Origin of the sequence: Methylocystis bryophila (genome assembly GCF_027925445.1) — a bacterium.
GTDB lineage: Bacteria > Pseudomonadota > Alphaproteobacteria > Rhizobiales > Beijerinckiaceae > Methylocystis > Methylocystis bryophila.
This window is the reverse complement of sequence record NZ_AP027149.1, coordinates 1,195,191-1,220,628: the sequence shown is the minus strand read 5'-3', so window position 1 is coordinate 1,220,628 and position 25,438 is coordinate 1,195,191. Positions and strand designations below refer to the sequence as shown.

Sequence of the window (25,438 nt, the reverse complement as noted above, 5' to 3'; positions counted from 1 at the left end):
GGGTCAACGTAACAGTCAAGCCTCGCGCTGGGCAGGCTGGCGGCTCCATCGCGTTCGGCAGGTCTTGCTTTTGTAGGACATCCGACCTATAAATCTAGGTCAGATGTCCTACACACGACTGACCCCTTCTCTCGTCGCGCCAAGATCGTGGAGCCCCCTATGAGCGCGAGCGAAACGCGCCAACAAATCGTGGCTGTCGCCGACAGGCTTTTCTACGAGCATGGGTATGAGGCCACCTCCTTCGCCGACATCGCCAAGGACGTCGGGCTGTCGCGAGGCAATTTCTATTACCACTTCAAGTCCAAGGACGAGATTCTCCACGCGGTGATCGAGCAGCGCATGGCGGCCACACGCGCCCTGCTGGACGCTTGGGAGCAGGATGCCGAAGCGCCCGCGGACCGTATCCGCAGATTCGTGCGCATTCTCATCGCGAACCAAACGAAAATCATGGCGCATGGATGCCCGGTCGGCACGCTCTGCAACGAGCTGGCGAAGCTCGATCACGCCGCGAAGGACGATGCAGCCCGCCTATTCACCCTGTTCCGTAGCTGGCTGGCCAGGCAGTTTGCCGCGCTAGGGCGTGAAGCTGACGCCGATACATTGGCTCTCCACGTCTTGATGCGTAGCCAGGGCGTTGCGACGCTCGCGACCGCCTTCCACGATGAGGATTTCATCCGCCGCGAGGTCGCCGACATGGAAGCGTGGCTGCAAGCACAACGCCCGCTCGCATCACGACCTCATTTCCACCAACCCGCCTGACGGAGCAGCCATGTTCGTCATTACCCTTCGCTTTGCCGACAAGTCCAAGGCCCCAGAGTTCATGGACGGGCACAATGCCTGGATCAAACGCGGTTTCGACGACGGCGTATTCTTGGCGGCAGGAAGCCTCCAGCCGAATGCCGGCGGCGCGATCCTTGCGCATAAGGCGTCGCCAGAGGAAATAGAGGCGCGGGTGCAGGACGATCCTTTTGTCGCCGAAGGCGTGGTCAGCGCCCAAATTCTCGTCATTTCGCCGGGTCGCACCGATGACCGGCTCGCCTTTCTGAAAGCCTGAGACATGAGCACGACGATCACGGGCCCGGACGAGCGCCCGCGCTGCCGCTGGTGCGCCGCTGCGCCTGAATTCCTCGCCTATCACGACACCGAGTGGGGCTTCCCAGTCGGTGACGATCGCCGCCTGTTCGAGAAGCTGTGCCTCGAAGGATTTCAGTCGGGCCTGAGTTGGCGGACGATTCTCGCCAAACGTGAGAACTTTCGGGCCGCGTTTCATGGGTTCGATTTTCATCGCATCGCCGACTTCACCGATGCGGATGTGGAGCGTCTGCTGCAAGACGCCGGCATCGTCCGTCATCGCGGCAAAATCGTCGCCGTCATCAACAATGCGAAACGGGCGCAAGAGCTGGTGAAACAGGAGGGCTCGCTCGCCGCCTATGTCTGGCGCTTCGAGCCGAAGGCGGATGAACTGGCCGCGCCACAGACGGCATCGACTTCGGCCGCGTCCATTGCATTGTCGAAAGACTTGAAGAAGCGTGGCTGGTCCTTCGTCGGCCCGACCACTGTTTATGCCTTCATGCAGGCCATGGGCCTCATCAACGATCACGTGGAGGAATGCTTCGTCCGGGAACAGGCGGCGGGCGCCCGAAAGGCGTTCACGCAACCGGCATAGCCCGAAGAGGCGATGACGCCAAAATTCAAAAGCCGCCCTAGGTAATAATACTCAATGACACGGAAATATACGCATGTGGCAATAAGTCACGGATATTGAAAATCACCTTGTTACTTTCCTATCCTCGTTAGATTATAGCGACAGCGAATCCTAGCCAGGGGGCTCAGGTGTCAGCGCAAGATCTTTTCAGTTGCAAAGTATTCCTCCACCTCGTCTCCGCGGGGGTCTTGGCGCTCTCGGCCATGGCCCCGAACGCTGCAAAGGCCGGCGTGACGATCTTTGATTATACGGGCTTCTTGCAATCGTACAGCGTTCCGACGACGGGTCTCTATGACATCACAGCTTTCGGGGCGCAGGGCGGCGGCCTCGGCGCAGCAGGCGGTTTTGGAGCCGAAATCGGCGGGCGTGTTGCGCTCACGGCGGGGCAGACGCTGACCATTGCGGTAGGAGGCGCCGGAAGCTACGGCGGCGGGGGCGGCGGGACCTATGTCGTTCTGGGCGCCTGGGACACTCAGCTTCCTCCACCGCCTCCAGCGAGCTTCACACCCCTGGTCGTCGCTGGCGGGGGAGGCGGCGGAGGAACGTCGGGCGCCGGGGGAAATGGATTGCCCGGCAATAACGGCGACGTCGGGGGCCAGGGCGGCAACGGCGGCGCATTCGTCGGCGGAGGCGGAGGTGGGGGCGGCGGCTTCAGCCGCAACGGCGGTGACGCCTTCCTCCCCACCAGTACCGGCGGCCTCAGCTTTACCGACGGCGGCATGGGCGGGTTCGGCTTCTGCCCCCCGGTTCTCATCTGCCAACCCACTGGAGGCTATGGCGGCGGCGGCGGCGGCGGTGGGAGTTATTCCGGTGTCGGCGGCGGGGGCGGCGGCGGCGGTTATAGTGGCGGCTATGGCGGCGACGGCTTTGGAGGCGAAGGTGGCGGCGGTGGCGGCTCCTTCCTCGCCGCCAATGCGACGGGCCCCCTTTTCGGCTTCAGTCCTCACTCGAACGGGCTTGTGGACATCTCCCTCGTCCCGGCTCCGACGCCGGGCGCGGGGCTCGCCGGGCTCACGGCCCTGGCGCTCGCCGGCCTGTATCAGAGAAAGCGCCACGGCTGAGCGGCTTCCGCGCGCGCTAGCGCGTTTCCCGCTCGAACGGAATCGTTCGAGCGATAAGGAATCGCGCCAAATCAAAGGTGGAGCATGTCATGACCGGAAAACCGCTTCGCACTTTTCCGTGACATGCTCTGACAGAGCCGTCGCCCGTCTCGGGCGCCGGGCGGCGGTTTCGTTTTTAGAATGGAGCCGAATAAGAGTCATCGGGGCTTTAGCTGTCGACTGACGAAAAGAGCGGGCGCGTCCTTCGGCGCAGGCATTGCCTCCACGCCCCCTCGACGCCATGTGGGCCTCATCCGAGAAGCGCCGCTGCATTCGAGGCTCGATGTATCGACTCATGAATTTAGCCTATGCGGCCTATCTCAAATTCGTAGAGGATGACGGCTGGCCGATCGCAAGCCACATTTCGCTATCCGTCCTCACTACGATCTTTCCATTTCTGATCTTCGTGGGAGCGGTCGCCGGCTTCTTCGGCACGCCCGAGATCGCCGACAAGGCGGCCGAGCTGCTCTTCGACGCCTGGCCGCCGGACATCGCCGAGCCGATCGCTGCAGAAGTTCATAGGGTCCTGACCACGCCACGCGGCGGCCTGCTGACGATCGGCGCCCTGCTGTCCCTGTATTTTTCTGCGAGCGGCGTCGAAGCGCTGCGCGTCGGCCTCAATCGAGCCTATGCATTGCGCGACGCAAGGCCGTGGTGGCTGCTGCGGCTCGAAGCGATCCTCTTCGTGCTCATGGGCGCGGTCGCTCTCCTCGCCTTCACCTTTCTCATGGTGGTGGCGCCGCTGCTATGGGCTCACCTGCAAGAAGCGGCGCCCGAAACGGCGCAGCGACTCGCGACCTTCTATACGCCCGTGCGTTACGGCGTCTCCTCCGCCGTCATTCTCGTCGTGCTCGTCATCGCGCACAAATACCTGCCGGCAGGAAGACGGTCCCTGCGGATGATCGCCCCCGGCGTCTTGGTCACGGTGCTCGCGTGGCTTGGTTTCGGCGCCGCGTTCGGAGCCTTCCTCGTGCGCTTCCCCCAAAACTACGTGTCCACTTACGCTGGCCTCGCGTCGATCATGATCGCCGTCATCTTTTTGAACTGGCTAGCCGCGATGCTGCTGTATGGCGGCGCCCTCAATCAGGTCCTTGCACAGGCGCGCAGCGAGGAAGCCGATCGCAAACCCGCGCGCAAAGCTTGAAGGCGCGCCGCTCTCGCCGGCGCGGCCCGCCCGCGGCGCGGCCAGGCTGAACCCACCGGCGATCGAATGGGTCACCGATTTGTCACCTGCGCTGAGGAAAATGATGCGACGGATGGGCGCCGATGTCCGACGGATCTCGCGAGGACCTGTCGCCTTCTTCAAGAGCGGATCCGAATGGCGGCGTAGTGACGCACGAAGCCGCGCCCAGCCAAGCCCAAAGCAACACAAGGATGCAGATCGTGAAGCCGCGCTTCAACCTCGAGAGCATGCCGAAGCGGCTGGCCGAAGACCAAGAGATTGCGGCGGCCGCGCTTCAGAGGGCGACGACCGGCTATGCGCGACGCCTCGAGAAATTGGCGCGGGAGCACGGACGGCGCCTGCGCGCGCACTGGTCCGAGGCGCAATCCGTGCAGCAGCTTTTCGCCGCAGCGACCAGAGACGGCGGGCTTCTGACGCCTGCCAATGACTATGGCGTCGACGCCTGGCAGCGCGCGATGCTCACGCTCGATACGCTGCGCGAACGAGGTGACAATGACCTTGTTCATGAAGCGGCCGGCGCTCCTCCTGTGCTCGTCTATGAGAGCGACGTGATTCTTGACGGCCGCGACCTGGCGCGACCCGTCAATTACGTGCTTCTTCGCATCAAGCCGCCGCCCGGCGTCGAAGTTTTCGACTGGAAGCGCCCTTATTTGATCATCGATCCCCGGGCTGGGCATGGCGCGGGAATCGGGGGCTTCAAGGCGGACAGTCAGGTGGGTGTCGCGCTGCGCGATGGACATCCCGTCTATTTTCTCGTCTTTCGGCCCCATCCGGAACCCGGTCAGACGCTGGCCGACGTCATGCGGGCGGAGGCCGCCTTCGTCGGTGAAATTCGGCGGCGTCACGCTGACACGTCCAAGCCGATCATCGTCGGGAATTGCCAGGGCGGCTGGGCGACGATGATCCTCGCCGCCGCGAACCCCGAGATCAGCGGGCCGCTCATCATCAATGGCGCGCCGCTCTCCTACTGGTCCGGGCGCGTCGGCGAAAACCCGATGCGATATTTCGCCGGGCTGTTCGGCGGCGCGCTGCCCGTCGTCATGCTCGCCGACTTGGGAAACGGGGAGTTCGACGGAGTTCATCTGGTCTCGAATTTCGGCATGCTGAACCCGGGACGGAATTACTTCAGCAAATATTACGACCTGTTTGCGAATGTCGATCGCGACCGCAAGACGTTCCTCGAGTTCGAGCGTTGGTGGGGCGGGATGCATTTTATGAACGAAGCGGAGATCCGTTGGATCGTCGAGCAGCTGTTCATCGGCAATCGTCTCGCGCGCGGCGAAGCGCGAATCGAGCGAGGGCGCCAGCTCGATTTGAAGGCCATCCGGTCGCCGATCATCGTCTTTACGAGTCTGGCCGACAACATCACACCTCCCCAGCAGGCGCTCAATTGGATCATCGACACCTACGCCGACGAGCACGAGATCAAGATCCGCGGCCAACGCATCATCTATATGGTCCATGCAACGACCGGCCATCTCGGCATCTTCGTTTCCTCGAGCATCGCAAGAAAGGAACATGCCGAAGTCGCGTCCACGATGAAGACGATCGAGGCGCTGGCTCCTGGCCTTTACGAAATGAAAATCGACGAGCAGATCGGCGACGGCGTGGACGCGCGATTTCTCGTGAATTTCCAAGAGCGAAAATTGGCCGACCTGCTGGCGTTGGACGACAATGATCGGTCCGACGAAGTCGGCTTCGCAGCCGTCGCCCGGCTTTCGGAGCTCGCCGTCGAGATCTATGACCTCTCGCTACGGCCGCTGGTTCAGACGATGGTCACGTCGGACTCGGCCAGAATGATGAGCGCGATGCATCCCGAGCGCTGGTCGCGCTTGATGTTCTCCAGCCAAAATCTCGCTATGCGACCGGTTCAGGAAGCCGCGAAGCATATCCTTTCGGACCGCAAGGCCGCAGACCCGGCCAATCCTTTCTTGGCCTTCGAGAAATGGTGGGCGGCGGGGGCACTGCAGGCCATCGATCTCAGTCGCGACCTGCGCGACGCGAGCTTTGAAGCCATGTTCCTCATGCTTTACGGCTCGCCGTTCATGACCTGGGTTGCGACAACCCATGCGTTCGAGCGCACGCGCAAGGACCCCAAGGAGCTTCGCTTCCTCCCCGAGGTGCAGGCGATCTTGCTCGGGGTGGATCGCGGCGGTTTCGAGGAGGCGGTTATCCGCATGCTCATTCTCCTCGCCGAGTCGCGCGGATCGGTGCGGCGCGACCGACTGCAGAGAGCTGCGACCGTTCTCTCGAAGGACGAGCCCTTCGCATCGCTCGGCGCGGAGCGTCGGGCGGCGCTGATCCGCGAGCAATCGATCATCGTCGAGTTCGAGTCGGATCGGGCGATAAACACCTTGCCAGTTCTCTTATCGGAAGGAAACGAGCGCAAGGACGCCATCGCCGTCGTGGAGTTCATCGCGGGCTCTGTCGACGACATGGATCCGCAGACGGTGAAGATGCTGCAACGTTTCCGCTCGGTTTTGGGTCTTCCCGCCATCATGCTCTCCGTTGCGAACAGCGATCCGCTCGCCGCGAGCGCTTCGGCCTGAAGATCGCTTCAGAAGACCAAGCCCTCTCCCCGCCTGCGAGCCGCGATGACCGAGAAACGCCAAGCGCCCCTGCTCAGCCACCATCTTCTCGAAGGTTATGAGACCTTCCTTTCCGGACGCTTTCATCGTGAGCGGGAAAGGTTCCATGATCTTGCCAAGCGCGGCCAGCATCCGCACACGCTCGTCATAGGCTGCTGCGACTCGCGCGTGACGCCCGAAGAGATTTTCGACGCCGAGCCCGGCGAGATCTTCGACGTGCGCAATGTCGCTAATCTCGTGCCGCCGCACGCCTCCAACAACTACCATCATGGTTCCTGGGCGGCCATCGACTACGCCGTCTCCAATCTGCAAGTGAGCCATATCGTCGTGCTCGGCCATGCGCGCTGCGGAGGCGTCCGCGCGTTTCTGGAGAACCTGATTGGCGAGGCCGCCCTCGACGAGGAAGACTACATCGGCAATTGGATCTCGATGATTGCGCCAGCGGCGCGAGCGATCGCGCCGGCTCCCGCCACATTCGACCAGGCCTATGCGGATCGCCTCGCGCGCGAGTCGATCAGGCGGGGGCTCGCGAATTTGCGCACTTTCGAGAAAGTCGTCGAAGCCGAAGGAGCCGGACGCCTCGCGCTTCACGGAGCCTTTTTCAGCATCGAGGATGCGAGCCTCTTCGCCCTTGATGAGTCGAGCGGCGAATTCGTCCAGGTCTTGCCTTCGTCGCATGGCGCCGCGCTCGCTCGTCCGCGCTTCTGAACTCGAATTGACGCCGTCGCACGCGCGTTATGGGGCTGTGCGAATTTTGTCGCTCGCGGTTCCCCGTGGAATGCGCGCATCATCGGTGATGCGGGACGGCCTCAATTCAGGTGTGGGTCGCCTCAAGGGAGAAAGCTCATGGCTTATGGCAAGCTCGGCACTCAGGAATTGGACGGAGCGATCGAACAAACCCGCGATTCTATCTGCAGCGGCCAAGGGCTGCTTGAAATTGGTTCTGGCGCGCCCGCGACCAAGGGCCTCGAAAAGATCGCGGATTCGCTGCCGTCTCTCCTCGAGAAGCTGACGGAGGATCTCAAAAAGTGTGAAAAGGCTTGGGACAAGGACGCTGGGGCCAAAGCAGAAGACGACGACAAGGACGATGAAGACGAGGATGAGGACGAGGACGACGACGAAGACGAGGAAGAAGAGGACGACGACGAGGAAGAAGACGACGACGAGGACAAAGAGAAGGACTGATCCGACTTCCTCCTCAGCCGGATTGCGTGTTGGCGCTTACGATCGTTTCCATCTCGGCAGCGCCTGCTCCGGATGCGCCGCTCTCTCGAACTCGGCCAGGCCGCGCAGCGACTCTCTCGGTTCAATGAGCGCCCAGAACTCGCAGCGCCTGCGCGGCCAGCAGAAGTCCTGCGGACGCCGCCGAGCGACGATCCGCGCCTGAGAGCAGCGCGGCGATGGCGCCTGCGTTGAAAGCGTCGCCGCCGCCCGTGCGGTCGACGGCTTCAATCGGAAGGGCCGAGACGGTTTCGGTCTTCCCGCCGCCAATGACCACCACCCCATGCATGCCTTGAGTGACAAACCAGGTTGCAGGATCCGCCCCATGCTTGTCCCATAGGAAACCGACGGGGTCGTCCGTTCCCAGCTTGCGCGCCAGCTCGTCGGAATTCGTGAAAAGGTAATCCGCTATGTTGGCGAGCGCCGGATCATAACGACCGTCCAACTCGACCGAAAGAACGGTCCCCTGCTCGCGGCTCGCGCTTTTGGCCTCGCTCAAGAAATCCGCCTCACAAACGGTCGTGTGCAGCCAATCGACAGTTACATAAGCGTCGGCGCAATCATAGGGCGTCCAGGGCGCTTCGATGATCGGACTGATGATGATCCTCTTGTCATCCGGCGGCGCTAAGCAAACGGCGATTGGCGAGGCGACTGGCAGCAATTTGACCGCGCGCGTGTCGACGCCATTGGCTCGAAGATCGGAAAGGGCGAGCATTCCGAGGGCGTCTTCTCCGATCCAGCCGCTCATCATGACGCTCAAGCCCTGCCGCGATAGCCAGACGGCGGTGTTGGCGGCGGAGCCGCCTCCGCCGACGCGGACCTGTTGCGCCTCAATTTTCTCATGTTGCTGTGGAAGACGATCCAAGCGCAGCGTGACATCAGCGTTGATGCTGCCCAGGCAACAAACGCGTCTTCGCACGCCACCTTCTCGCTCATCAGCGCTTGTCGTCGGCATCGGCGGAATAGATTCCTATGGGTGCGGACGCAAAAGCGCCTTCCCGCGCCAAACCGTCGCCTAGTTGTCGTCTCTGCGTCGCATTTTGCCGCGCTCGCATCAAGCTTTAGAGCGCGATGCGTAAAAGTGGAAACCGGTTTTTCGCGCGAATCGCGCTCTCAAACTTTGGAATCGATCACCAGTCCGCGTTTGTGCAATTCGGCTCAAACGCAGCGTGATCGAGTGGAGGCTGCGTCGTGAACGAGGATATCAAGGGCTCGGCCTTTGCGAAGATCGCGCCCGAGATCGGCAACCCGGTCACGAATTTCCCCGAGGAGCCGCGCTTCCAGCCGCCGCCTCCATTCGCTGGAACGAAGTTCAATTTTCCCTTGGAAGCGATTCTTCCTGGAGTGACCGGGCAATCGGAAGAAGCGGGCGCTCTGGTGTTTCACGCCCTCGGCGACACCGGCGGAATTCACGGCAATGAAACGCAGAACGCGGTGGCTGCGGCCATGCAGGATCAAATTGCCGATGCGCAGGAGAGAGAGCGGCCTAGGTTTCTCTTCCATCTTGGAGACATCGTTTATCTGAGCGGGGAAAGCAGCCAGTACGTGGCGCAATTCTACGAGCCATATCAATATTATGACGCTCCAATTTTTGCGATTCCAGGCAATCACGATGGAGAAATCGCTGGACGCAACGATCTATGCAATGAACCGTCGCTTCAAGGCTTTATGCAGAATTTCTGCGCTTCCTCGCCACAGCGGCTTTTCAAATACAGATCGACGATGACACAGCCTTATTGTTATTGGGTTCTTGAGGCTCCCTTCGTTCATATCATCGGATTATATTCAAATATCGATGGACAATTGGACCGACGCGGCGAACAGCCGCAACGAGACTGGCTCATGGAGCGATTGAGGAACGCCCCGTCCGATAAATGGTTGATCGTTGCGGCTCACCATCCTTGTTTTTCGCTCGATGAAACCCACGGCGGATATGCTGAAATCATGTCGGCCATGGACTCCGCATTTCTGGCCAGCGGCCGGGCTCCGGACCTCGTCCTGGCGGGACATGTCCATTCCTATCAGAGATTTTCCCGCGATTTCGAAGGGAGGACCCTGCCCTATATCGTCGCCGGCGGGGGCGGTTTTGCGAACTCGTCGCGTTCGCTCCACAAGCTCCAACGAGGCCTGACCGTCGATCGACTGCCTTTTGTGACGACGCTGCCGACGGTTCGGCTGGAGAGTTACGACGTCATGAACGCCGGCTTTCTGCGCGTGACGGCGGAGGCGAAGCGCCTGAAAGTCGATTATTTCTCGCTGTCCTTCGACGATCCGCCGAGGAAATCGCAAAACCCGCGGGACTCGGTCGTGATCGAATGCGAGACGGTCGCGAGAACGGCCCGGTGATTGCGACCCGAGAAAGCCTGCGTGAACGCGCGCCTTCAGCGCCATAGCCCACGTCACCACCACCATTGCGGCGATCGCTCGGGCGTGGAAACGGGTCCTACCCTCTGTCGGCGCGCCGCGTCGCGCGCAATATTCAGCTCTGTTAACGACTGCTGAGAATTCTGCTGCGCAAAGACCAGCCTTTTTTGCGCCGCCTGTGTGGCGCGCCACAGCTTTGCAGGTTCAAGCCACTGCCCGCGCAGCCGCATCGCTTGCCGGCCGAGTCGCGCCTCCTCTTGCTTCAATTGGGCCAGCGCCTTCTGCGCGGCGTTGAGCTCGGCGCGCGCGTGTCGATAATTTTGTTCCGCCTGCAAAACATAGGCTGGTTGCGACGCGCTCAGCGCGCGCGAGACGCCCGCAGCTGTGAGCAGAACAGTCAGGAAGAGCGCAGTGATCAGGCGACGCATGACGCTTCGCATGTCTCCAAATCGCGCCGCGGGCGCCCCAGCCGCCCGCTCGACGCCGTCGCTCTCTGCGTTACCGCTCTCCCTGCTCGTTGAAAAGAGCAAGGGGATACCCTCCCCGTCGTCTGCTGAAGACGCAATCGCCAAAATTTGAACGCCAATCGCCTGGAAAGCGCCGCACGACTCGGAATGCAGCAAATCTCTACGTATACATACGCATGCCTACCAGGCATTACGAATGAAGACATTTGCATGGGACAAACTTACAATCGCCGGACATAATGACGTGTTATTGATGTGCTGTTGGCTCGATAACTTTTTGAGTTCATTGTTATCTACACACTCGTTAGCATTACGCGTAAGCTTATTGCGCCTTTTCAGGCTGGTGTAATTCGGGTATACAGCAGAAGCACTCCGCTCACGCTCCAGCGCATCGCTCCCAAGGAGCGCTGTCAAAACCAACAGTAGATTTTTTGGCGCTCCGATGCGAACGACCGCCCATTTTTAAAGAGCGAATGCGAACGGGGGCTGAGGCCGTGAGACAGACAGTGAAAACGTTGCTCTGCTGGGGTTTGCAACAGGAGCTAACAGTGACGCTCAAGATCTTCACGCTTTCGCGCGCGAAAGCGTTGACGATCCTCAATCTTCATCGCGTCACGGCCAGCCCGGGAAGCTGCGCGTCCATCGGGCCCAGCCAATTCGATGAGCTGCTCCCTTGGCTCAAAGCAAGGTTTTCGCTGATCGGCTTCGATGAGCTCTCGCGGCCACTCGCAAGCGACAAGCCGCCGATGATCATTTCCTTCGATGACGGCTACAAGGATTTCATCGACATCGCGGCGCCAATACTCGAGAAACATCGCGTTCGCGTCAATCAAAACGTCCTTCCCGCGGCGATCGAGACGGGGCGGCCGCCGATGAACGTCATCTTGCAGGACTTCATCAATTGCGCGCCCGCGCGGCTGCTGCGCGAGGTCCCGCTTCCTGGCCTGCCCAACGGAGCCGATCCCGACAAACGCGCCAAATCCTGCTTGAGATGCTCGAGCGCGTTGAAGGCGCAGCCGATCGCTGAGCAAAAGGCGCAATTCTCTAAGCTGCAGCCGCAGATCGAGCGGCTCGAAAATTTTCGACCTTCGCCGATGATGACGATCGAAGAGGTCCGGCAAATCGCCCAATCTCATGAAGTCGGCGCGCATTCGTTCGAGCACGCTTCCATGGCGACGGAAACTGACGATTATCTTAGGAATGACGCTCGCAAATGCCGAGAGTTTTTTCTCGAGCGCTTGAGCTTTGCGCCGAAAATCTACGCATTTCCCAACGGCAGCTACCGCGCCGGACAGCCGGAGATCCTGCGCGCGGAAGGCTACACGCATGTGCTTTTGGGCGACGGCCGCTACTCCAGGCTCGACGCCTGGCGACATTATCGTTTCAACTTCTACGCGGACTCCCAAGCGGAGGCGCGGGCGAGATCCTTGGGTTGGCCGTGTGTTTTCGCGCGCTAGAGCGCGATGCGCGCCGGCTCAGCGCGACAGGAACTTGAACGGCTCCGCCGGCGCAAAGCGTTCCGAGACTTCTCCCGAAAGGATGGGCCGGCCGCTCATATCGAGCTTGGCGGGCTTCGCGCCGGGTCCCAGGCTCAATTTGTCGAGATCGACCCAGAAGATCTCCGGATTATAGGCCGAATCGAAGTAGTAGCGCCTCGCCTGCGTGTCGGAGACCGTCCGCCAGCTTGTCGGGGCAATATTGGGCAGCTCAGAATCCGCGACGCCGAGCGGCACGGAAATGGCGCGAATGAGCGAGAAGGTCGTGGCCGTCGCGAGCCTCGGGTCGCTTTCTTTTGCGGCGGCGTTGAGGTTCCAGCTCATGCGGGCGAAGCGGTCGGCGGAACGCGCCGTGCCGGGAAGGAACTGGCCGCCCACATCCGCCCAGTAAGCTTCGTTCGCGAGCTGCTGGTCGTAGCTCGGCGAATTGGTCATGACCCGATATTGTGGGCCGTGATGAATGACGAGCTTGCCCTTGATATATTCGAAGATGGCGCTGTCGCCCGAAGCGTCGGCGATGGAGAGATGCGCGCCGGCCTTGTGGCCGCCCGGCAAATCGGGGGCGACGATGACGAACGGCTCTTTTTGCAGCGCTGTGACCGCCTCCGCCACCGTGGCGAAATTATCGAGCGCATACTGGCCCCAGGCGCCGATGGAGAGCTTCGGTTTCTTCGATGCGCCGGCGTCGCAGTAGTCGGCCTCCACGAGATAGAGCACATTTGCGACGAGCCCTGCGTCGTTCATGCCGTCTACCGTGCCAATGTTGTAAAAGGAGCTGACGACCGAACCGCGCTTGGCGGTCCATTTGATCGACCCCGCCCCAACGCCGCCGTCACGGGCCAAGCCTTTCGGAAACGACCAGAGATCCGTTGGAGGCTCCTCCATCCAATCCATGGTGCGGCCGACCATGAAATTTTTCGCGCCGGTTTCGTAAATGATGCGCGTGCAGGCTTCGGCGCCGACCCCGAGCAAGGAGATCGACCCGCAAAGCAAGAGGGAGAGGCTGAGGCAAAGGGAGCTCTTTTTCACGGCTCAATCTCCGATGATCTCTGAGTTGGCGCAGGACCCGCCGGTCGCCCCATGGGCTACGCTCATAGCATGACGAGCCAAACAAGCTCACAGTTAGAACGCGTCCCGATCGCGTGGAGTCACGCGAACGAAAAGGAATCGCTTCAGATCAAATACTGAGCACAGGTCCTGACCGGAAAAACGCTTTTGCCGCTCTCCCCTGGAAATGCAAGGAGCGCCGGCCCGGCGCGCGAGATGCGCGCATCGGCGCCGGCTTGAAGCGACTGCGGAAAGGCGAGCTCGCGCGTCAGTGCACTCGAAACTCCCCATTGAGCAATCTAATTTCCGCCGGCTTGATCAGGCCGGAGTGGGAGACTGTGACAGCGTGCAGCGGGCCCTCCAGCTTCTGCGCCCAGAAATCCAGGAATCGCCGCAACTGCGGAAATTCGGGGTGCAGATCGTAGTCCTGCCAGATGTAGCTTTGGATGATGGCGGGATGATCCGGCAGGCGATAGAGGATGTTCGCCGTCGTCAGACCATAGCCCGCCATCTGCAAGCGAAACTCCTTCGAAGCCATCGCGGTTCTCCTCTTTGCTATGCTCTCGGACGTGCGCCGATTGTGCCGACGTCCTTGTGAATTGGCAAGCAATGAGCATACCAAAGCCGTTTGAAATCAAGCTGCTAGCAGCGACTCCCGGCGAGTGATAAAAGCTTTTCGCAGCCAGCTTCGAAATCTCGTGGGACTTCTGCCCGTCGGGCGAGAGATCGACGTCCGATATCGACGTGGCGCGGCGATCGGCGGAGCGACGGTGAGGATTGAAGCGCAGCGCAACGAGTCTGCGATCCGATAGACGGCGCCGCATAAGCGATAGGGGCGCAGCCAAGGCAGGCGAGATTGGGGGGACTCTCTCGCGCGCCCCGGCGATCTCCTAAACATCGCCGGCATTTACAGCTTCGCCCGAAATCGAGCGCGCCCCCTTTTCTCCGTGCAACCGGGGGCTGAATCGTCGTAAACTCAACCCTGACGAATCGTTGAGGGGCGCGCGGCCCCCGGAGAATAAGAAAAGCATGAGCGATCAAGAATTTGCGAATGGCGAAGACTATGGCGCGGGCTCCATCAAGGTGCTCCGCGGCCTTGACGCCGTGCGCAAGCGCCCCGGGATGTATATCGGCGACACGGATGACGGCACCGGCCTGCATCACATGGTCTACGAGGTCGTGGACAATGCGATCGACGAGGCGCTCGCCGGTTATGCGACGCTCGTCTCGGTGACGCTCAATCCCGACGGCTCCTGCACCGTCACCGACAATGGCCGCGGCATTCCGACCGATATCCACCACGAGGAAGGCGTGTCGGCCGCCAATGTCATCATGACGCAGCTACATGCGGGCGGCAAATTCGACCAGAACTCCTACAAGGTTTCCGGCGGCCTGCATGGCGTCGGCGTCTCGGTCGTGAATGCCCTTTCCGTATGGTTGAAGCTGCGCATTTGGCGAGAAGGCAAAGAGCATTCGATGGAGTTCGCCAATGGCGACGCCGTCGCCGATCTCGTCGTCGTCGGTCCGGCGCCGGAGGTTGACGGAAAGCCGAAGCGCGGCACGGAAGTCACCTTCCAGCCGTCGCCCGCGACCTTCACCATGGTCGAGTTCGATTATGCAACGATCGAGCACAGGCTTCGCGAGCTCGCCTTTTTGAATTCCGGCGTGCGCATCGTCTTGACCGACGCGCGTCATGCCGAGGTGAAAACGGATGAGCTCTTCTACCAAGGCGGGCTCGAGGCCTTCGTGCGCTATCTCGATCGCGCCAAGGAGCCTCTCCTCTCCGCGCCGATCATGATCGCCGGAAAGCGGGAGCATATTCAGGTCGAGGTCGCGCTCTGGTGGAACAACAGCTACCACGAGAATGTGCTGGTCTTCACCAACAACATCCCGCAGCGCGACGGCGGCACGCATCTTGCGGGATTTCGCGGCGCGCTGACGCGCCAGATCACCTCCTATGCCGAAAGCTCGGGGCTGGCCAAGCGTGAGAAGGTCGATCTCACCGGTGACGATTGCCGCGAGGGACTGACGTGCGTCGTCTCGGTGAAGGTCCCCGATCCAAAATTCTCTTCGCAGACGAAGGATAAGCTCGTCTCCTCCGAGGTGCGGCCGGCGGTTGAGAGCATCGTCAACGAGATGCTAGGCCAATGGCTCGAAGAAAGGCCGAGCGACGCCAAGATCGTCGTCGGCAAGGTCTGCGAGGCCGCGGCCGCGCGCGAGGCGGCGCGAAAGGCGCGCGATCTCACGCGCCGCAAGGGCGCACTGGACGTCGCCAACCTCCCGGGCAAGCTCGCCGACTGCCAGGAGCGCGATCCCGCGAAATCCGAGATTTTCATCGTCGAGGGTGATTCCGCCGGCGGCACGGCGAAGCAGGGCAGGAGCCGCGAGTTCCAGGCTGTGCTGCCGCTGCGCGGCAAGATCCTGAACGTCGAGCGCGCCCGCTTCGACAAGCTGCTCGGCAATGAGCAGGTCGGCACACTCATCACGGCGCTCGGCGCCGGCATCGGCCGCGACGAGTTCAACATCGACAAGCTGCGCTATCACAAGATCATCATCATGACCGACGCCGATGTCGACGGCGCCCATATCCGCACGCTGATTCTGACCTTCTTCTATCGACAGATGCCCGAACTGCTCGAGCGCGGCCATATCTATATCGCGCAAGCACCGCTCTATAAGGTGACCAAGGGCAAGTCCACGCAATATCTCAAGGATGAGCGTGCGCTCGAGGATTATCTGATCGACGCGCTGCTCGACGGCGCCGTGCTGCGCTCCGCCTCGGGCGAGGAGCGCGCCGGGGCCGATCTGCGGCGCGTGCTCGAAGAGTGCCGCGCCTTCCGCCAGCTCGTGCTGTCGCTGCATTCGCGCTACGATCAGACCGTCGTCGAGCAGGCGACCTTGGCCGGCGCCTTGCAGCCTCTGCCGGAGGACGCCGAGGAGGCGCAGCGGCTCGCAAACGAAGTCTCGCGTCGGCTCGACCTCGTTGCCGAAGAAACGGAAGGCGGCTGGCGCGGCGCCCCCCGCGACGGCGGCTATATTTTCCGCCGAACGCTGCGCGGCGTCGAACATGTCGCGATGCTCGACGCCGCGCTCCTGGCTTCGAGCGAGGCGCGCAAGCTGACCGAGCGCGCGGCGTCGCTGCGCGAGATCTTCGAGGGCCAGGCGCTGCTCATCCGTAAAGGCGACGAGGCCTCCACTTCAGGCCCGCTCGCGCTTTATGAGGCGATGAGCGCCCAGGGCCGCAAGGGCCTCACGGTCCAACGCTACAAGGGCCTTGGCGAGATGAACGCCGAGCAGCTCTGGGAGACGACGCTCGACCCCAATGTGCGCTCGCTCTTACAGGTGAAGGTCAAGGACCTCGTCGAAGCCGACGAGATTTTCGTGCGGCTCATGGGCGACGTTGTCGAGCCGCGGCGCGAATTCATCCAGGAGAACGCGCTGAGCGTCGCGAATTTGGACGTGTGAAGGTTATTGACCATACGCATCGTCATCGACTCTCGACAAGATACGAATTGGTGCCTCCCTTTGTGCAGCCAACTACATCGTTCTGAAGGCTACAGGCATGCCTCCCGTCAAGAGAATTAAGAAGATTGAGATCAACCAGGTAAAGGGGATCTCGAACACGATTTTCGACGTCGAGCTGATCCCAAACAAGCCGACCATACTCGTGGCCCCGAACGGCTTCGGCAAGAGCTCCTTCGCGGTGGCATTCCACTCACTGCGCCCTTCCAAGCTTGAAATCGAAGATGAGCACGCACACAACGGTAACGCGGGAGCAATGCCAGAAATTGTCATCACCAGCACGATGGACGACGGATCGGAAGAAACCCTAACCGCCAATAGCGGGATGAATGAGATCTCGGCGGCCTTCAGCGTCTATGTAATCAGAAGTGCCTTGAAGCCGAGAGCGAGAGTACACAAGATCCAAGGGAACAGTATTGCAACGGCTTCAATCAACGTTCCTGACATCGAACTGATTGGAAAAATTCCACCGAAGCACCCCTTGGTCTACTCCTACACTGAATCTAAGCAGACGTTCGGCTCTAATGGAAAGGCCATTCCCAACATCTCTGATGTCTTGAAGGACGTCAAGTTGATGCTAAAAATAGCTCAGGTGGACTTCTCGAAGGAAGATCGTACAGGAACTCGGTCCTCCATCGCCCGCTTTCGCAATCACGTTAACTCGCGCTCTGGCACTACCGCGCAAATTATTGCCGCCGTCGATACCGCGGAAATTGAGCTTCTGCGGCAGATTGATCATATTCGTGAAATAGCTGATATTGTGAAAGAATTTGACACGGGAAAGTTCGGGAATCAGGTGAACGCCTTATGCGCAGCAATTCAAATCTGCGAGTTACATAAGGAAAAGAAGGAGGAATTCAAAGCCTGCATCAAACATTTTAGTTACCTGCACGACAAGGAATATTACGTCACTAAGCTGAAGCCGCTCAAGGCGACGTGGAAGAATATAGCGCCGGTTGAGGCCGACAATCGCTTAGTGCTTAGGTTTCCTCTGGCAAACCAGATCTCGAATGGAGAACGTGACACGCTATGCCTGGTCGCGGAGTTGCTCAGAGCGCGGCGACAGCTCAAGAAGGATCGCTGTATCTTGGTTATCGATGAGGTCTTTGACTACCTGGATGATGCCAATCTGGTGGCGTGTCAATACCACCTCACACAGATGATCCCGCAATGGAAGCAAGAGGGGCGCCAGTTATTTCCGCTCATTTTGACCCATCTTGACCCCAGCTATTTTAATAACTTTACATTTAAAGATCAAAAGGTTGTATACCTTTCAAGGTATAACAAATGCCCCGAAACATATGTCAAGGAAATGATTTTGAGGCGACATGATGCATCGATAGAAACAGACATATCAAAGTTTTTTCTGCATTTTCACCCTTCTGATCGCGACCTATCCGCCAAATTCCACACGCTTGGACTATATTTTGAAATATCCACTGCCAATAAATTTAACGCTTATGTAAAAACACAACTCGATCGCTACATTTCGAAGAGGAATTACGATCCGATCTCCGTTTGCTGCGCGGTAAGGAACGCCCTGGAGCGCGCGGTCTATCAAAAGCTCGATACAGCCGATAAGCCGGCGTTCTTAGACATTCACAAGACGCGAGATAAACTCGATTGGGCGCTCGAGAAAGGCATCGACCTTCCCGAACAATTTTTTCTGCTCGCAGTAATTTACAATGAAGCCGTACACATCAAGTCGCATCGGGACGCCCTGACGCCTCTATTCTCGAAACTGGAAAACCTGACCATCAGGCACATGATCGAGGAGGTAATGAAATTCTGTGCTGAGACGGAATCGCACTTTGCACCCCCGCCCGCCATTCCTTTACCAACGCCTTCATCGGCCACCGTCGTGGCGGTGTAGATCGTCTTCTTTTTCTATTCTATCCCCTCAGTGTTCTTTGGCAAACGCATCTCTGCTTGGGCTCCCCGCGAGGATCATGGAAGGAAGCAGCACCAACAACCTCATCCGGCCAGAGCATCGACTTCAAATCAGGCCAAGTATAGCGTAAGAGCGAAAACTCAACGTCCCTGCTCCCACTCGTCGACGCCTTCATCGAGTAATGTGTTCGAGGTGCCGCCTATCTTGCTAGCCGCAGACAGCGCTTATTGAGGGTCAATTCGCGCTCAACAAAGCGACCTTGATATTGGCCTGGCCGAGGCGCCCCGCGAGCGTCAGCATCAGATCGCGCATGATGCGCTCGCTGTCCCCTCAGGCGTCAGCCGTGCGGCCGAAATCGACGGGCATCGTCTCGCCGAAGGTTGAACCCGGAAAGAGCGTCGCGAGGCTTCCGCTGTTCGCCTCGCGCTCTAACGCCCCGGATCGCGGGCAGAGTCGGTTTGCGGCGCGGCCTCCTGGCGATGCAGGAGGCTTTCCAGCGTCTCGCTGACCTTCTCCAGCTCATTGCCGGCGCCGGTGACTTGCCGTTTCAAATCGGCGAGATAGGTGGTGCCCGCATTCAGCCGGCGGGCGAGCAGGCGCGCGAGAATCCAGCCAAGCTCGGGGCGCTCGGCGAAGAAGGCTTCGCCGTCGTTGACCCGATGCACTCTGGCGTCGCCGAGCGCCCGCACGGTCGCGCTATGCGGCGCATCGAGCAGCACCGACGTCTCTCCGACGATCGAGCCCGGCTCTGTAAGGATCGCCACCTGCGTGTCGCCCCGCACCACCTCGAGCCGTCCTTCGGCGAGCGCGAACAGGCGCCCGGTCCGCTCGCCTTCGGCAACCAGGATTTCGCCGTCGCGAAGGGTCTGGAGGGGAGTGTCGAGGAAATGCCTCAAGATTGCATGCATGCTTCGTTCTCATTCCGCCTGATAGGCACTGCAGAAGCAGTAAGCAGAGATCGGCCGGAGAGCCAACGCAGAAATTTCGTATTGCAGTCGCGCCAGCTGTGGCGCCGGCTTCTTTAGGCCACAGCCGCTTGACGCCGTCGGCTTGGCGCCTTTAGTGGCGGGCGACCCTGCGCTCGCGCGGATGGCGGGCGATGCTTTAGGAGAATCCGCATGACTTTTGTCGCCTCGCGCCGGCTCGTCCTCGCCGCGGCCCTTTCCCTCTTGCCGCTTGCGGCGCTCGCGCATGGCCCGTCGCGACAGAAGGTCGTCGAGAAGATCGAGATCGATGCGCCGGCCGCCAAGGTCTGGGAGATCGTGGGCAATTTCCAGGACCTGAGCTGGCATCCGGGAGTCGCCAAGACGGAAGGAACAGGCGGCAACGCCGTGGGCGCCAAGCGCACCGTCACCTTCAAGAAGGGCGGCTCGATCGACGAGTCCATCACCAAATACGACGCCGACGCCAAGACGCTTTCTTACAAGATGGACAAGGACGAGCCGACCGTCGTTCCGGTGGCCAATTATTCCTCGACGATCAGCGTCAAGGAAGAGGGCGGCAAGAGCGTCGTCGAGTGGAAGGGCGCCTTCTACCGCGGCTTCCTGAACAATGATCCACCGCCGGAGCTCTCCGACGAAGCCGCGCTCAAGGCGATCACCGACTTCTACCAAGCCGGCCTCGCCGCGCTGAAGGCCAAGGCCGAGGGCAAGTAAGCTCTTGAGCTACGACAGTCTTCCGGGCGGCGCGTCGCCCGGAGGCTTTGGGCCTCCGCGCCCGCTCTTCCTGCTCGCTGCGACGCTCTCCTTCGTCATCGCCGCGGCGATGATGCTCGCGCCATCCCTCACCATCGCGCATGGCGCGACGCCGCAAAAGGTCGTCGAGACGATCGAGATCGCTGCGCCGCCGGAAAAAGTCTGGGCGGTCGTCGGCGACTTTGCCGACGTGAGCTGGCGGCCGGAGATCGAGCGCGCCGAGGCTCAGGGCGGCAATGTTCCCGAAACGGCCACGCGCCGATTCTATTACAAGCGCGGCGGCTCTCTCGACGAGCGCCTCGTGCAATATGACGGCGCCGCCATGTCGCTGCGCTACATCATAGAGCGCGCCGACATCGCGGTGCTGCCCGTCGGCAATCTCTCCGCGACGCTCAACGTGCGCGGCCTTCCCGACGGCGGATCGCGCGTCGAATGGAAGAGCCGCTTCTATCGCGCCTTTCCCGGGGGCAATCCGCCCGAGCAATTCACCGACGAGATCGCTGTCGACGCCGTGACGCGAATTTTCAAAGCGGGGCTCGCCTCGCTGAAGGCGAAGCTCGAGCGGCCATGAACGGCGTCGAAGTCTCTCCCCGTCATTGCGAGCTGGAGGCGAGGCAATCTAGAGCCATCCCTTCTGGATGGCTTCGTCGCTTTGCTCCTCGCCATGACGTGCTCGGCGTCGCCGTCGCCACTGCCGCTCTCCTCCTCGCCCACTCTTGCGCCCAGGCCGACGAGGCCTTCATCCCCAATCAGGGCGGCGGCGATCTCGCCATCGTCGATCTCGCGAGCATGACGGTCGCAGCGCGCCTGCCGCTCGGCGGGAAGCCCGCGGGCGTCGCGGTCGCGCCGGACGGCGCGCGCGTCTATGTGACGAGCCCGGAAGGCGGCTTCGTCTCCGTCATCGACGCCAGAGCGCGCCGCCTCGAAAGACGCCTTGAAGCTCCCGGCCTGCCTTTCGGGGTCGCGGTCTCGCCCGACGGGAGGAAGATCTATGTCGCCGATATGAACGGCCGCGATCTCACGGAGATCGATCCGCAAAGCGGCGCGAGCCGCAAGGCCGAGGTCGGCGCCGTGCCTTCGGGCGTCGTGCTGACGCCGGACGGCGCGACGATCATCGTCTCGGCGCGCGACGACGACGCGCTCGTCCTCCTCGACGCCGCGACCCTGACGAAGAGGGCGACGATCGCCGTCGGCCGGCACCCTTTTGGCCTCGCGGTCGACCCCGCGGGCCTGCGCGCCTACGCCGCCAATGTCGAGTCGGACGACTTGAGCGTCGTCGACCTCAAGGCGCAAAAGCTCGTCGCCACCGTGAAGGTCGGGAAGCGCCCTTACGGCGTGGCGCTCGCCGCTGGGCGCGTCTTCGTCGCCAACCAATATGGCGAGACGGTGAGCGTCCTCGACGCGCAAAACCTCGCGCCGTTGGCCGCGATCAAGGTCGGCGAATATCCCGAAAGCGTCGCGGCGAGCCCGGACGGAGCCAAAGTCTATGTGACCAACTGGTTCTCGAACGAGCTTTGGGCCATCGACGCGCAGAGCCTCAAAATCCTCGGAAAAACCGAGACGGGGGAAGGTCCGCGCGCCTTCGGGGCCTTCGTGCGCGGGAGCGATGAGGCTGGACATCCGCGGCTCGAGACGCGATAAGACGCCGGCGAGCGCGCTTTCCGCTCGAACGAGTTCGTTCGAGCGATCGAAAATCGCGCTAACGCAAAGCCGGAGCGAATTCTTATCGCGAAAGTCTATCAGCTTTTGCGGAATGCGCTCAAAGGGACCAAGGCGCATGTCGTTCATCATTCGGTTCTTCACCTGGTGGAACAGGTCCACGCTCAGCACCGCCGTCTACACGCTGCTCATGGGCGAGCGCGTCGGCGAGGACGAGTTTGGCAACGTCTACTACCGCACGAAAGGCGGCAGGAAGGACAGGGCGCTCGGCTTCGATCGGCGCTGGGTGATCTACAACGGATATGCGGAAGGCTCGGCCACGCCGCCCGGCTGGTATGGCTGGCTGCATCACACGGTGGACACGCCGCCGACGCAGGAGAGCTACAAGCCGCATGAGTGGGAGCTGCCCTACCGCCAGAATATGACCGGGACGGCGCTCGCCTATCGGCCGCCGGGTTCGATCCTGGCCGCCGCTCAACGCCCGGCCTCGGGCGGGGACTACGACGCCTGGCGCCCGGAGGGCTAGAACGAATTCCGCAGGGATCGACTCTGGCGCGGCTCCTTGTCGCTCAAGAGGCTCCTTCCCAAGGACGAAGGCGCTGAAACGAGAGCGACCACGCAATCGCCTTGATCGAGTGCTTACTCCGCGCGGCCGAACATTGTCGGCTTTCACAAAGGCTTCGACCCCGGTGACGCAATGACTTCGCCCAAGGGCCTTCCGCTTCCCTTGCGAGGCGCCCTCCTGGGCGCTGTGCTCGCTTCGCTCACGCCCACCTTTGGGCGCGCCGACCCGATCCGCCACCCGACCGCCATCTTCGCCGGGCTCGACAAGATCACCGGCAGGATCATCAACTTCGACGTGGCCATCGACGAGACGGTCCAATTCGGAACGCTTCAGGTCACGCCGCGCGTCTGCAACACCAAGCCGCAGACCGAGACGCCGATGACCACGACCTTCGTCGAGGTGGACGAGCAGCAGCCCAAAGCCCCGGACGTTCCGGGCCGAGCCTCGGCCAAATACGAGACCAAGCGCATTTTCTCGGGCTGGATGTTCGCCTCCAGCCCCGGCCTGCACGGCGTCGAGCACCCCGTCTATGACGTCTGGCTCGTCAACTGCAAAGGCGGAAAAGAAGTCGCCACGCAGCCGCCGCCGGAAGCCCTGCAGCCTGCCCCAGACGCGTCGCAGCAGGCCGCCAAGGGGGGACGCACGCGCAAGATCGTGCCCAAGACGCCGGTCAATCCCGAGGCGCAGCCGATCGGCCCCGCCGACGAGCCCGTCTTCAACAGCACCGCCGAGCCGGCCGCGGCCCAGCCGCAAAAGCCCCAGAGGTCACGACGGCAGCAAAGGCAAGTCCCGCAGGCGCCGCAGCAGGCCCCCGCGCCCCAGATTCACGATCCCTTCGGGATTTTCTAACCCGCTCAGGAGAGAGCGGGAAGGCGTTAGAGCCTGTCACGGAAAAGTGCGAAGCGGTTTTCCGGTCATGACATGCTCCAACTTTCTGACTTGGCGCGATTCCTTATCGCTCGAACGATTCCGTTTGAGCGGGAAACGCGCTAGTCCCTCGCGGCGCCCAGCGCTGCGAGCGCCTCGGTTCCCCGCAAGCGACGACCCTTGGGCCAGATCCAGAAGTCCGCCCCGGGCGTTTCGATCGCGGTGGAAAGCATCCGGCGATAGATCTCTCGCGAGACTTCCCTCGCGCCGAGCGACGCGAGATGATCGGTCATGAATTGCGTGTCGAGCAAGCGAAACCCGCCCGCGCGCAGGCGCGCCACGAGATGGGCGAGCGCCACCTTCGACGCATCCCTCTCGCGATGGAACATGCTCTCGCCGAAGAAGGCGGCGCCAAGCGCGACGCCATAGAGACCGCCGACGAGCCGGCCGTCGCGCCGGCACTCGATCGTGTGCGCGACGCCGAGATCGAACAGCGCCCGATAAAGCGTGCGGATCTGCGCGTTGATCCAGGTCTTCTCGCGCGACGGGGCGGGCGCAGCGCATAGTTCCAACACCGCGTCGAAATCCTGGTCGGCGGAGACCTCGAAGCGCTCCTGCCGCAAGACTTTGGCCAGGGAGCGCGAGATGTGGAAGGAGTCGAGGGGAAAGATGGCCCTCTCGCGCGGCTCGACCCAGAAGATTTCCTCATCCTCGGCGCTTTCGGCCATGGGGAAAATGCCGAGCGTATAGGCGCGCAGCAACATCTGCGGGGTAATTTCGGGGGCGAGGCTACGAAACGACATGGGAGGGAATTTACCGCAGGCCCCGTGGATTTCGAGCGGGATCGAGGCCTAGAGCGCGATGCGAAAAACTGGAAACCGATTTTTCGCGCAAATCGCGCTCTAAACTTTTAGAATCGAGACTTATTTCCAGAGACCGCTGAAAGGATTGCCGAAGCTCGGCAGCCAGCTGTTCTCCTTGGGCGGTTTCGTGCTGTAGAATTGCGTGTTCTTCAGGAGCTTGCCGTCGGTCGCGGCCTTATAGTCGGCGGCGGTGCAGCCCTGGTGCTTCTCGACGGCCTTGCCACGCAAGACTTCCTTGCCCGGATCGTCGCCGTCGATCGTCCATTGCTCGACGATTTGGGTCTTGTCAGGGCAGGTGACCGTGAAGACGTAGACGGTCGCCCCTGCCGCAGAGGCGGCCGTCGCGGCGAGCGCCGACATAAGGCCCAGCGAGGCGGCGAGCAGGCGGATGCGGATCATCGGAGGCTCCTGGCTCGGGTTCTTCGCCGCGCGCTGAGGCGGCGACTTCGCAGAAGGGTTACGATAACAAGACCAGCCTTTTCAACCCTGCGGAAGGAGAGTATCGATGTCGAAGCGGCAATGGGCGGGGTTTCTCGCTGGAGTTTGTCTCGTTTGGGGCGCGCTCGGCGTCGACGCCCTCGCCGCCGGCTCTTTCGAGGAGCGCTTGCATGCGCTCGAGCCGACGATCGGCCATTACCCGGCCGAGATGAAAGACAAGGCCGGCGCGCGCGCCGTCAAAGCCCAATATGAGGCGCTCAAGAAGGATCTCGACGCCGCTCTGGCCTCACGTCCCAAGGATGAGAAGCTCCTCTATCAACGCGGCTATCTTCAGAGCATGGGGCATAATTTCGACTATCCTGGCGCCTGGGAAGGGGCGACCGCCGATCTGACCGCGGCGCTCAAGATCGCTCCCAACGACGTCCCGGCGATCCTGACGCTCGCGCAATTATGGGTGAACAGCCGGCCCGATCTCGCCAAGAACGCCGAGGAGCTGTTTCGCGCCGCCCAATGCAACAAGGGCGAGGCTCCGCTCGAAGAGGCCCAGAATGGGCTCTTTTTCGCCCTCTATTATCAAGGCAGGCTGAAGGAAGCCTATGAGCAGGCGCAATATTTGAAGCACAATTGGCCGAACGACCCGGCGTACGGCTCCCTTGTCGAGACCGTTCGCTCGGTCTTGCAAAAGAAAGGCGAGCGTCTGCCCGAGGAGCCGACCCGTTACGCAATGGGGACATGCGCCGACAAGGCCCACTGATCGTCCAACAGCTG

General features: G+C 61.4%; 25 protein-coding genes. 18 read left to right on the top strand and 7 right to left on the bottom strand.

The features are described from left to right. Nucleotides 1–159: 159 nt before the first annotated feature. The 8 genes from QMG80_RS05655 to QMG80_RS05620 all read left to right on the top strand — a co-directional run bounded on the left by QMG80_RS05655 (nucleotide 160) and on the right by QMG80_RS05620 (nucleotide 7,761). A complete protein-coding gene (locus tag QMG80_RS05655) occupies nucleotides 160–759 on the top strand; it encodes a TetR/AcrR family transcriptional regulator (protein ID WP_085771934.1) in 600 nt (199 codons plus the stop codon). 10 nt (nucleotides 760–769) lie between these two features. Beyond that, a complete protein-coding gene (locus QMG80_RS05650; protein WP_085771933.1) occupies nucleotides 770–1,054 on the top strand; it encodes a YciI family protein in 285 nt (94 codons plus the stop codon). A gap of 3 nt (nucleotides 1,055–1,057) precedes the next feature. Further along, complete coding sequence (locus QMG80_RS05645; protein WP_085771932.1) at nucleotides 1,058–1,666, top strand: DNA-3-methyladenine glycosylase I; 609 nt, start codon at nucleotides 1,058–1,060, stop codon at nucleotides 1,664–1,666. Between the two features lie 242 nt (nucleotides 1,667–1,908). Then, on the top strand, nucleotides 1,909–2,766 hold the full coding sequence (locus QMG80_RS05640; protein ID WP_158658745.1) for a hypothetical protein: 858 nt from the start codon (nucleotides 1,909–1,911) through the stop codon (nucleotides 2,764–2,766). Nucleotides 2,767–3,088: 322 nt separating this feature from the next. Beyond that, a complete protein-coding gene (locus QMG80_RS05635; protein WP_085771931.1) occupies nucleotides 3,089–3,949 on the top strand; it encodes a YihY/virulence factor BrkB family protein in 861 nt (286 codons plus the stop codon). Between the two features lie 266 nt (nucleotides 3,950–4,215). Then, nucleotides 4,216–6,537 (top strand): DUF3141 domain-containing protein, encoded by a 2,322-nt coding sequence (locus QMG80_RS05630; protein WP_085773698.1) that lies wholly within the window; start codon nucleotides 4,216–4,218, stop codon nucleotides 6,535–6,537. 45 nt (nucleotides 6,538–6,582) lie between these two features. Further along, on the top strand, nucleotides 6,583–7,284 hold the full coding sequence (locus QMG80_RS05625) for a carbonic anhydrase (RefSeq protein WP_085771930.1): 702 nt from the start codon (nucleotides 6,583–6,585) through the stop codon (nucleotides 7,282–7,284). Nucleotides 7,285–7,422: 138 nt separating this feature from the next. Continuing rightward, a complete protein-coding gene (locus QMG80_RS05620; RefSeq protein ID WP_199768965.1) occupies nucleotides 7,423–7,761 on the top strand; it encodes a hypothetical protein in 339 nt (112 codons plus the stop codon). Between the two features lie 121 nt (nucleotides 7,762–7,882). Here the strand turns inward: QMG80_RS05620 and QMG80_RS05615 are convergent, their stop codons facing one another. Further along, complete coding sequence (locus QMG80_RS05615; RefSeq protein WP_158658744.1) at nucleotides 7,883–8,716, bottom strand: carbohydrate kinase family protein; 834 nt, start codon at nucleotides 8,714–8,716, stop codon at nucleotides 7,883–7,885. Nucleotides 8,717–8,988: 272 nt separating this feature from the next. Here QMG80_RS05615 and QMG80_RS05610 point away from each other — a divergent pair, with 272 nt between their 5' ends. Further along, a complete protein-coding gene (locus QMG80_RS05610) occupies nucleotides 8,989–10,143 on the top strand; it encodes a metallophosphoesterase family protein (protein WP_085771928.1) in 1,155 nt (384 codons plus the stop codon). Between the two features lie 53 nt (nucleotides 10,144–10,196). Here QMG80_RS05610 and QMG80_RS05605 read toward each other — a convergent pair whose 3' ends face one another. Beyond that, the gene (locus tag QMG80_RS05605; RefSeq protein WP_281926176.1) at nucleotides 10,197–10,589 is read right to left on the bottom strand and encodes a hypothetical protein; all 393 of its coding nucleotides are present in this window, start codon (nucleotides 10,587–10,589) and stop codon (nucleotides 10,197–10,199) included. Nucleotides 10,590–11,176: 587 nt separating this feature from the next. On the opposite strand from QMG80_RS05605, the gene QMG80_RS05600 reads away from it, so the two are divergent. After that, nucleotides 11,177–12,085: a polysaccharide deacetylase family protein gene (locus QMG80_RS05600; protein WP_158658742.1), complete on the top strand. Its 909-nt coding sequence runs from the start codon at nucleotides 11,177–11,179 to the stop codon at nucleotides 12,083–12,085. An 18-nt stretch (nucleotides 12,086–12,103) separates the two neighbouring features. Here the strand turns inward: QMG80_RS05600 and QMG80_RS05595 are convergent, their stop codons facing one another. Both QMG80_RS05595 and QMG80_RS05590 read right to left on the bottom strand, forming a co-directional pair. Beyond that, a complete protein-coding gene (locus QMG80_RS05595) occupies nucleotides 12,104–13,153 on the bottom strand; it encodes a linear amide C-N hydrolase (RefSeq protein ID WP_085771925.1) in 1,050 nt (349 codons plus the stop codon). Between the two features lie 286 nt (nucleotides 13,154–13,439). Next, the gene (locus QMG80_RS05590) at nucleotides 13,440–13,709 is read right to left on the bottom strand and encodes an usg protein (protein WP_085771924.1); all 270 of its coding nucleotides are present in this window, start codon (nucleotides 13,707–13,709) and stop codon (nucleotides 13,440–13,442) included. A 491-nt stretch (nucleotides 13,710–14,200) separates the two neighbouring features. On the opposite strand from QMG80_RS05590, the gene gyrB reads away from it, so the two are divergent. Further along, nucleotides 14,201–16,636 carry a DNA topoisomerase (ATP-hydrolyzing) subunit B gene (gene gyrB, locus QMG80_RS05585; RefSeq protein ID WP_085771923.1) on the top strand — a complete coding sequence of 812 codons (2,436 nt, stop codon included), beginning with the start codon at nucleotides 14,201–14,203 and terminating at the stop codon, nucleotides 16,634–16,636. A 97-nt stretch (nucleotides 16,637–16,733) separates the two neighbouring features. Next, on the top strand, nucleotides 16,734–18,566 hold the full coding sequence (locus tag QMG80_RS05580) for an ATP-binding cassette domain-containing protein (RefSeq protein WP_085771922.1): 1,833 nt from the start codon (nucleotides 16,734–16,736) through the stop codon (nucleotides 18,564–18,566). A 446-nt stretch (nucleotides 18,567–19,012) separates the two neighbouring features. On the opposite strand, the gene QMG80_RS05575 is transcribed toward QMG80_RS05580, so the two are convergent. Continuing rightward, the gene (locus QMG80_RS05575; protein ID WP_085771921.1) at nucleotides 19,013–19,492 is read right to left on the bottom strand and encodes a Crp/Fnr family transcriptional regulator; all 480 of its coding nucleotides are present in this window, start codon (nucleotides 19,490–19,492) and stop codon (nucleotides 19,013–19,015) included. 210 nt (nucleotides 19,493–19,702) lie between these two features. On the opposite strand from QMG80_RS05575, the gene QMG80_RS05570 reads away from it, so the two are divergent. The 5 genes from QMG80_RS05570 (at nucleotide 19,703) to QMG80_RS05550 (ending at nucleotide 23,351) form a co-directional block, all read left to right on the top strand. Continuing rightward, complete coding sequence (locus QMG80_RS05570; protein WP_085771920.1) at nucleotides 19,703–20,239, top strand: SRPBCC family protein; 537 nt, start codon at nucleotides 19,703–19,705, stop codon at nucleotides 20,237–20,239. Between the two features lie 4 nt (nucleotides 20,240–20,243). Then, on the top strand, nucleotides 20,244–20,849 hold the full coding sequence (locus tag QMG80_RS05565) for an SRPBCC family protein (protein ID WP_245299905.1): 606 nt from the start codon (nucleotides 20,244–20,246) through the stop codon (nucleotides 20,847–20,849). Further along, the gene (locus QMG80_RS05560) at nucleotides 20,846–21,919 is read left to right on the top strand and encodes a YncE family protein (RefSeq protein ID WP_085771919.1); all 1,074 of its coding nucleotides are present in this window, start codon (nucleotides 20,846–20,848) and stop codon (nucleotides 21,917–21,919) included. Before QMG80_RS05565 ends, QMG80_RS05560 begins: the two co-directional genes overlap by 4 nt. A gap of 136 nt (nucleotides 21,920–22,055) precedes the next feature. Further along, the gene (locus QMG80_RS05555) at nucleotides 22,056–22,463 is read left to right on the top strand and encodes an NADH:ubiquinone oxidoreductase subunit NDUFA12 (RefSeq protein WP_085773696.1); all 408 of its coding nucleotides are present in this window, start codon (nucleotides 22,056–22,058) and stop codon (nucleotides 22,461–22,463) included. A gap of 171 nt (nucleotides 22,464–22,634) precedes the next feature. Further along, nucleotides 22,635–23,351, top strand: coding sequence for a DUF2155 domain-containing protein (locus QMG80_RS05550; protein ID WP_085771918.1), 717 nt, complete (start codon nucleotides 22,635–22,637; stop codon nucleotides 23,349–23,351). A 140-nt stretch (nucleotides 23,352–23,491) separates the two neighbouring features. Here QMG80_RS05550 and aat read toward each other — a convergent pair whose 3' ends face one another. Together aat and QMG80_RS05540 are read right to left on the bottom strand one after the other, a co-directional pair. Continuing rightward, nucleotides 23,492–24,172, bottom strand: a complete 681-nt coding sequence (gene aat / locus QMG80_RS05545) for a leucyl/phenylalanyl-tRNA--protein transferase (protein ID WP_085771917.1) — start codon at nucleotides 24,170–24,172, stop codon at nucleotides 23,492–23,494. Between the two features lie 120 nt (nucleotides 24,173–24,292). After that, on the bottom strand, nucleotides 24,293–24,631 hold the full coding sequence (locus QMG80_RS05540) for a hypothetical protein (protein WP_085771916.1): 339 nt from the start codon (nucleotides 24,629–24,631) through the stop codon (nucleotides 24,293–24,295). A 106-nt stretch (nucleotides 24,632–24,737) separates the two neighbouring features. Here QMG80_RS05540 and QMG80_RS05535 point away from each other — a divergent pair, with 106 nt between their 5' ends. Continuing rightward, nucleotides 24,738–25,424: a tetratricopeptide repeat protein gene (locus tag QMG80_RS05535; protein WP_085771915.1), complete on the top strand. Its 687-nt coding sequence runs from the start codon at nucleotides 24,738–24,740 to the stop codon at nucleotides 25,422–25,424. Nucleotides 25,425–25,438 lie beyond the last annotated feature (14 nt).

Bases quoted from the DNA above. Each gene is read 5' to 3' on its own strand.
- QMG80_RS05655 (WP_085771934.1), top strand. From the start codon at position 160: ATGAGCGCGAGCGAAACGCGCCAACAAATCGTGGCTGTCGCCGACAGG.
- QMG80_RS05650 (WP_085771933.1), top strand. From the start codon at position 770: ATGTTCGTCATTACCCTTCGCTTTGCCGACAAGTCCAAGGCCCCAGAG.
- QMG80_RS05645 (WP_085771932.1), top strand. From the start codon at position 1,058: ATGAGCACGACGATCACGGGCCCGGACGAGCGCCCGCGCTGCCGCTGG.
- QMG80_RS05640 (WP_158658745.1), top strand. From the start codon at position 1,909: ATGGCCCCGAACGCTGCAAAGGCCGGCGTGACGATCTTTGATTATACG.
- QMG80_RS05635 (WP_085771931.1), top strand. From the start codon at position 3,089: ATGTATCGACTCATGAATTTAGCCTATGCGGCCTATCTCAAATTCGTA.
- QMG80_RS05630 (WP_085773698.1), top strand. From the start codon at position 4,216: ATGCCGAAGCGGCTGGCCGAAGACCAAGAGATTGCGGCGGCCGCGCTT.
- QMG80_RS05625 (WP_085771930.1), top strand. From the start codon at position 6,583: ATGACCGAGAAACGCCAAGCGCCCCTGCTCAGCCACCATCTTCTCGAA.
- QMG80_RS05620 (WP_199768965.1), top strand. From the start codon at position 7,423: ATGGCTTATGGCAAGCTCGGCACTCAGGAATTGGACGGAGCGATCGAA.
- QMG80_RS05605 (WP_281926176.1), bottom strand. From the start codon at position 10,589: ATGCGTCGCCTGATCACTGCGCTCTTCCTGACTGTTCTGCTCACAGCT.
- QMG80_RS05590 (WP_085771924.1), bottom strand. From the start codon at position 13,709: ATGGCTTCGAAGGAGTTTCGCTTGCAGATGGCGGGCTATGGTCTGACG.
- gyrB (WP_085771923.1), top strand. From the start codon at position 14,201: ATGAGCGATCAAGAATTTGCGAATGGCGAAGACTATGGCGCGGGCTCC.
- QMG80_RS05580 (WP_085771922.1), top strand. From the start codon at position 16,734: ATGCCTCCCGTCAAGAGAATTAAGAAGATTGAGATCAACCAGGTAAAG.
- QMG80_RS05575 (WP_085771921.1), bottom strand. From the start codon at position 19,492: ATGCATGCAATCTTGAGGCATTTCCTCGACACTCCCCTCCAGACCCTT.
- QMG80_RS05570 (WP_085771920.1), top strand. From the start codon at position 19,703: ATGACTTTTGTCGCCTCGCGCCGGCTCGTCCTCGCCGCGGCCCTTTCC.
- QMG80_RS05560 (WP_085771919.1), top strand. From the start codon at position 20,846: ATGAACGGCGTCGAAGTCTCTCCCCGTCATTGCGAGCTGGAGGCGAGG.
- QMG80_RS05555 (WP_085773696.1), top strand. From the start codon at position 22,056: ATGTCGTTCATCATTCGGTTCTTCACCTGGTGGAACAGGTCCACGCTC.
- QMG80_RS05550 (WP_085771918.1), top strand. From the start codon at position 22,635: ATGACTTCGCCCAAGGGCCTTCCGCTTCCCTTGCGAGGCGCCCTCCTG.
- aat (WP_085771917.1), bottom strand. From the start codon at position 24,172: ATGTCGTTTCGTAGCCTCGCCCCCGAAATTACCCCGCAGATGTTGCTG.
- QMG80_RS05540 (WP_085771916.1), bottom strand. From the start codon at position 24,631: ATGATCCGCATCCGCCTGCTCGCCGCCTCGCTGGGCCTTATGTCGGCG.
- QMG80_RS05535 (WP_085771915.1), top strand. From the start codon at position 24,738: ATGTCGAAGCGGCAATGGGCGGGGTTTCTCGCTGGAGTTTGTCTCGTT.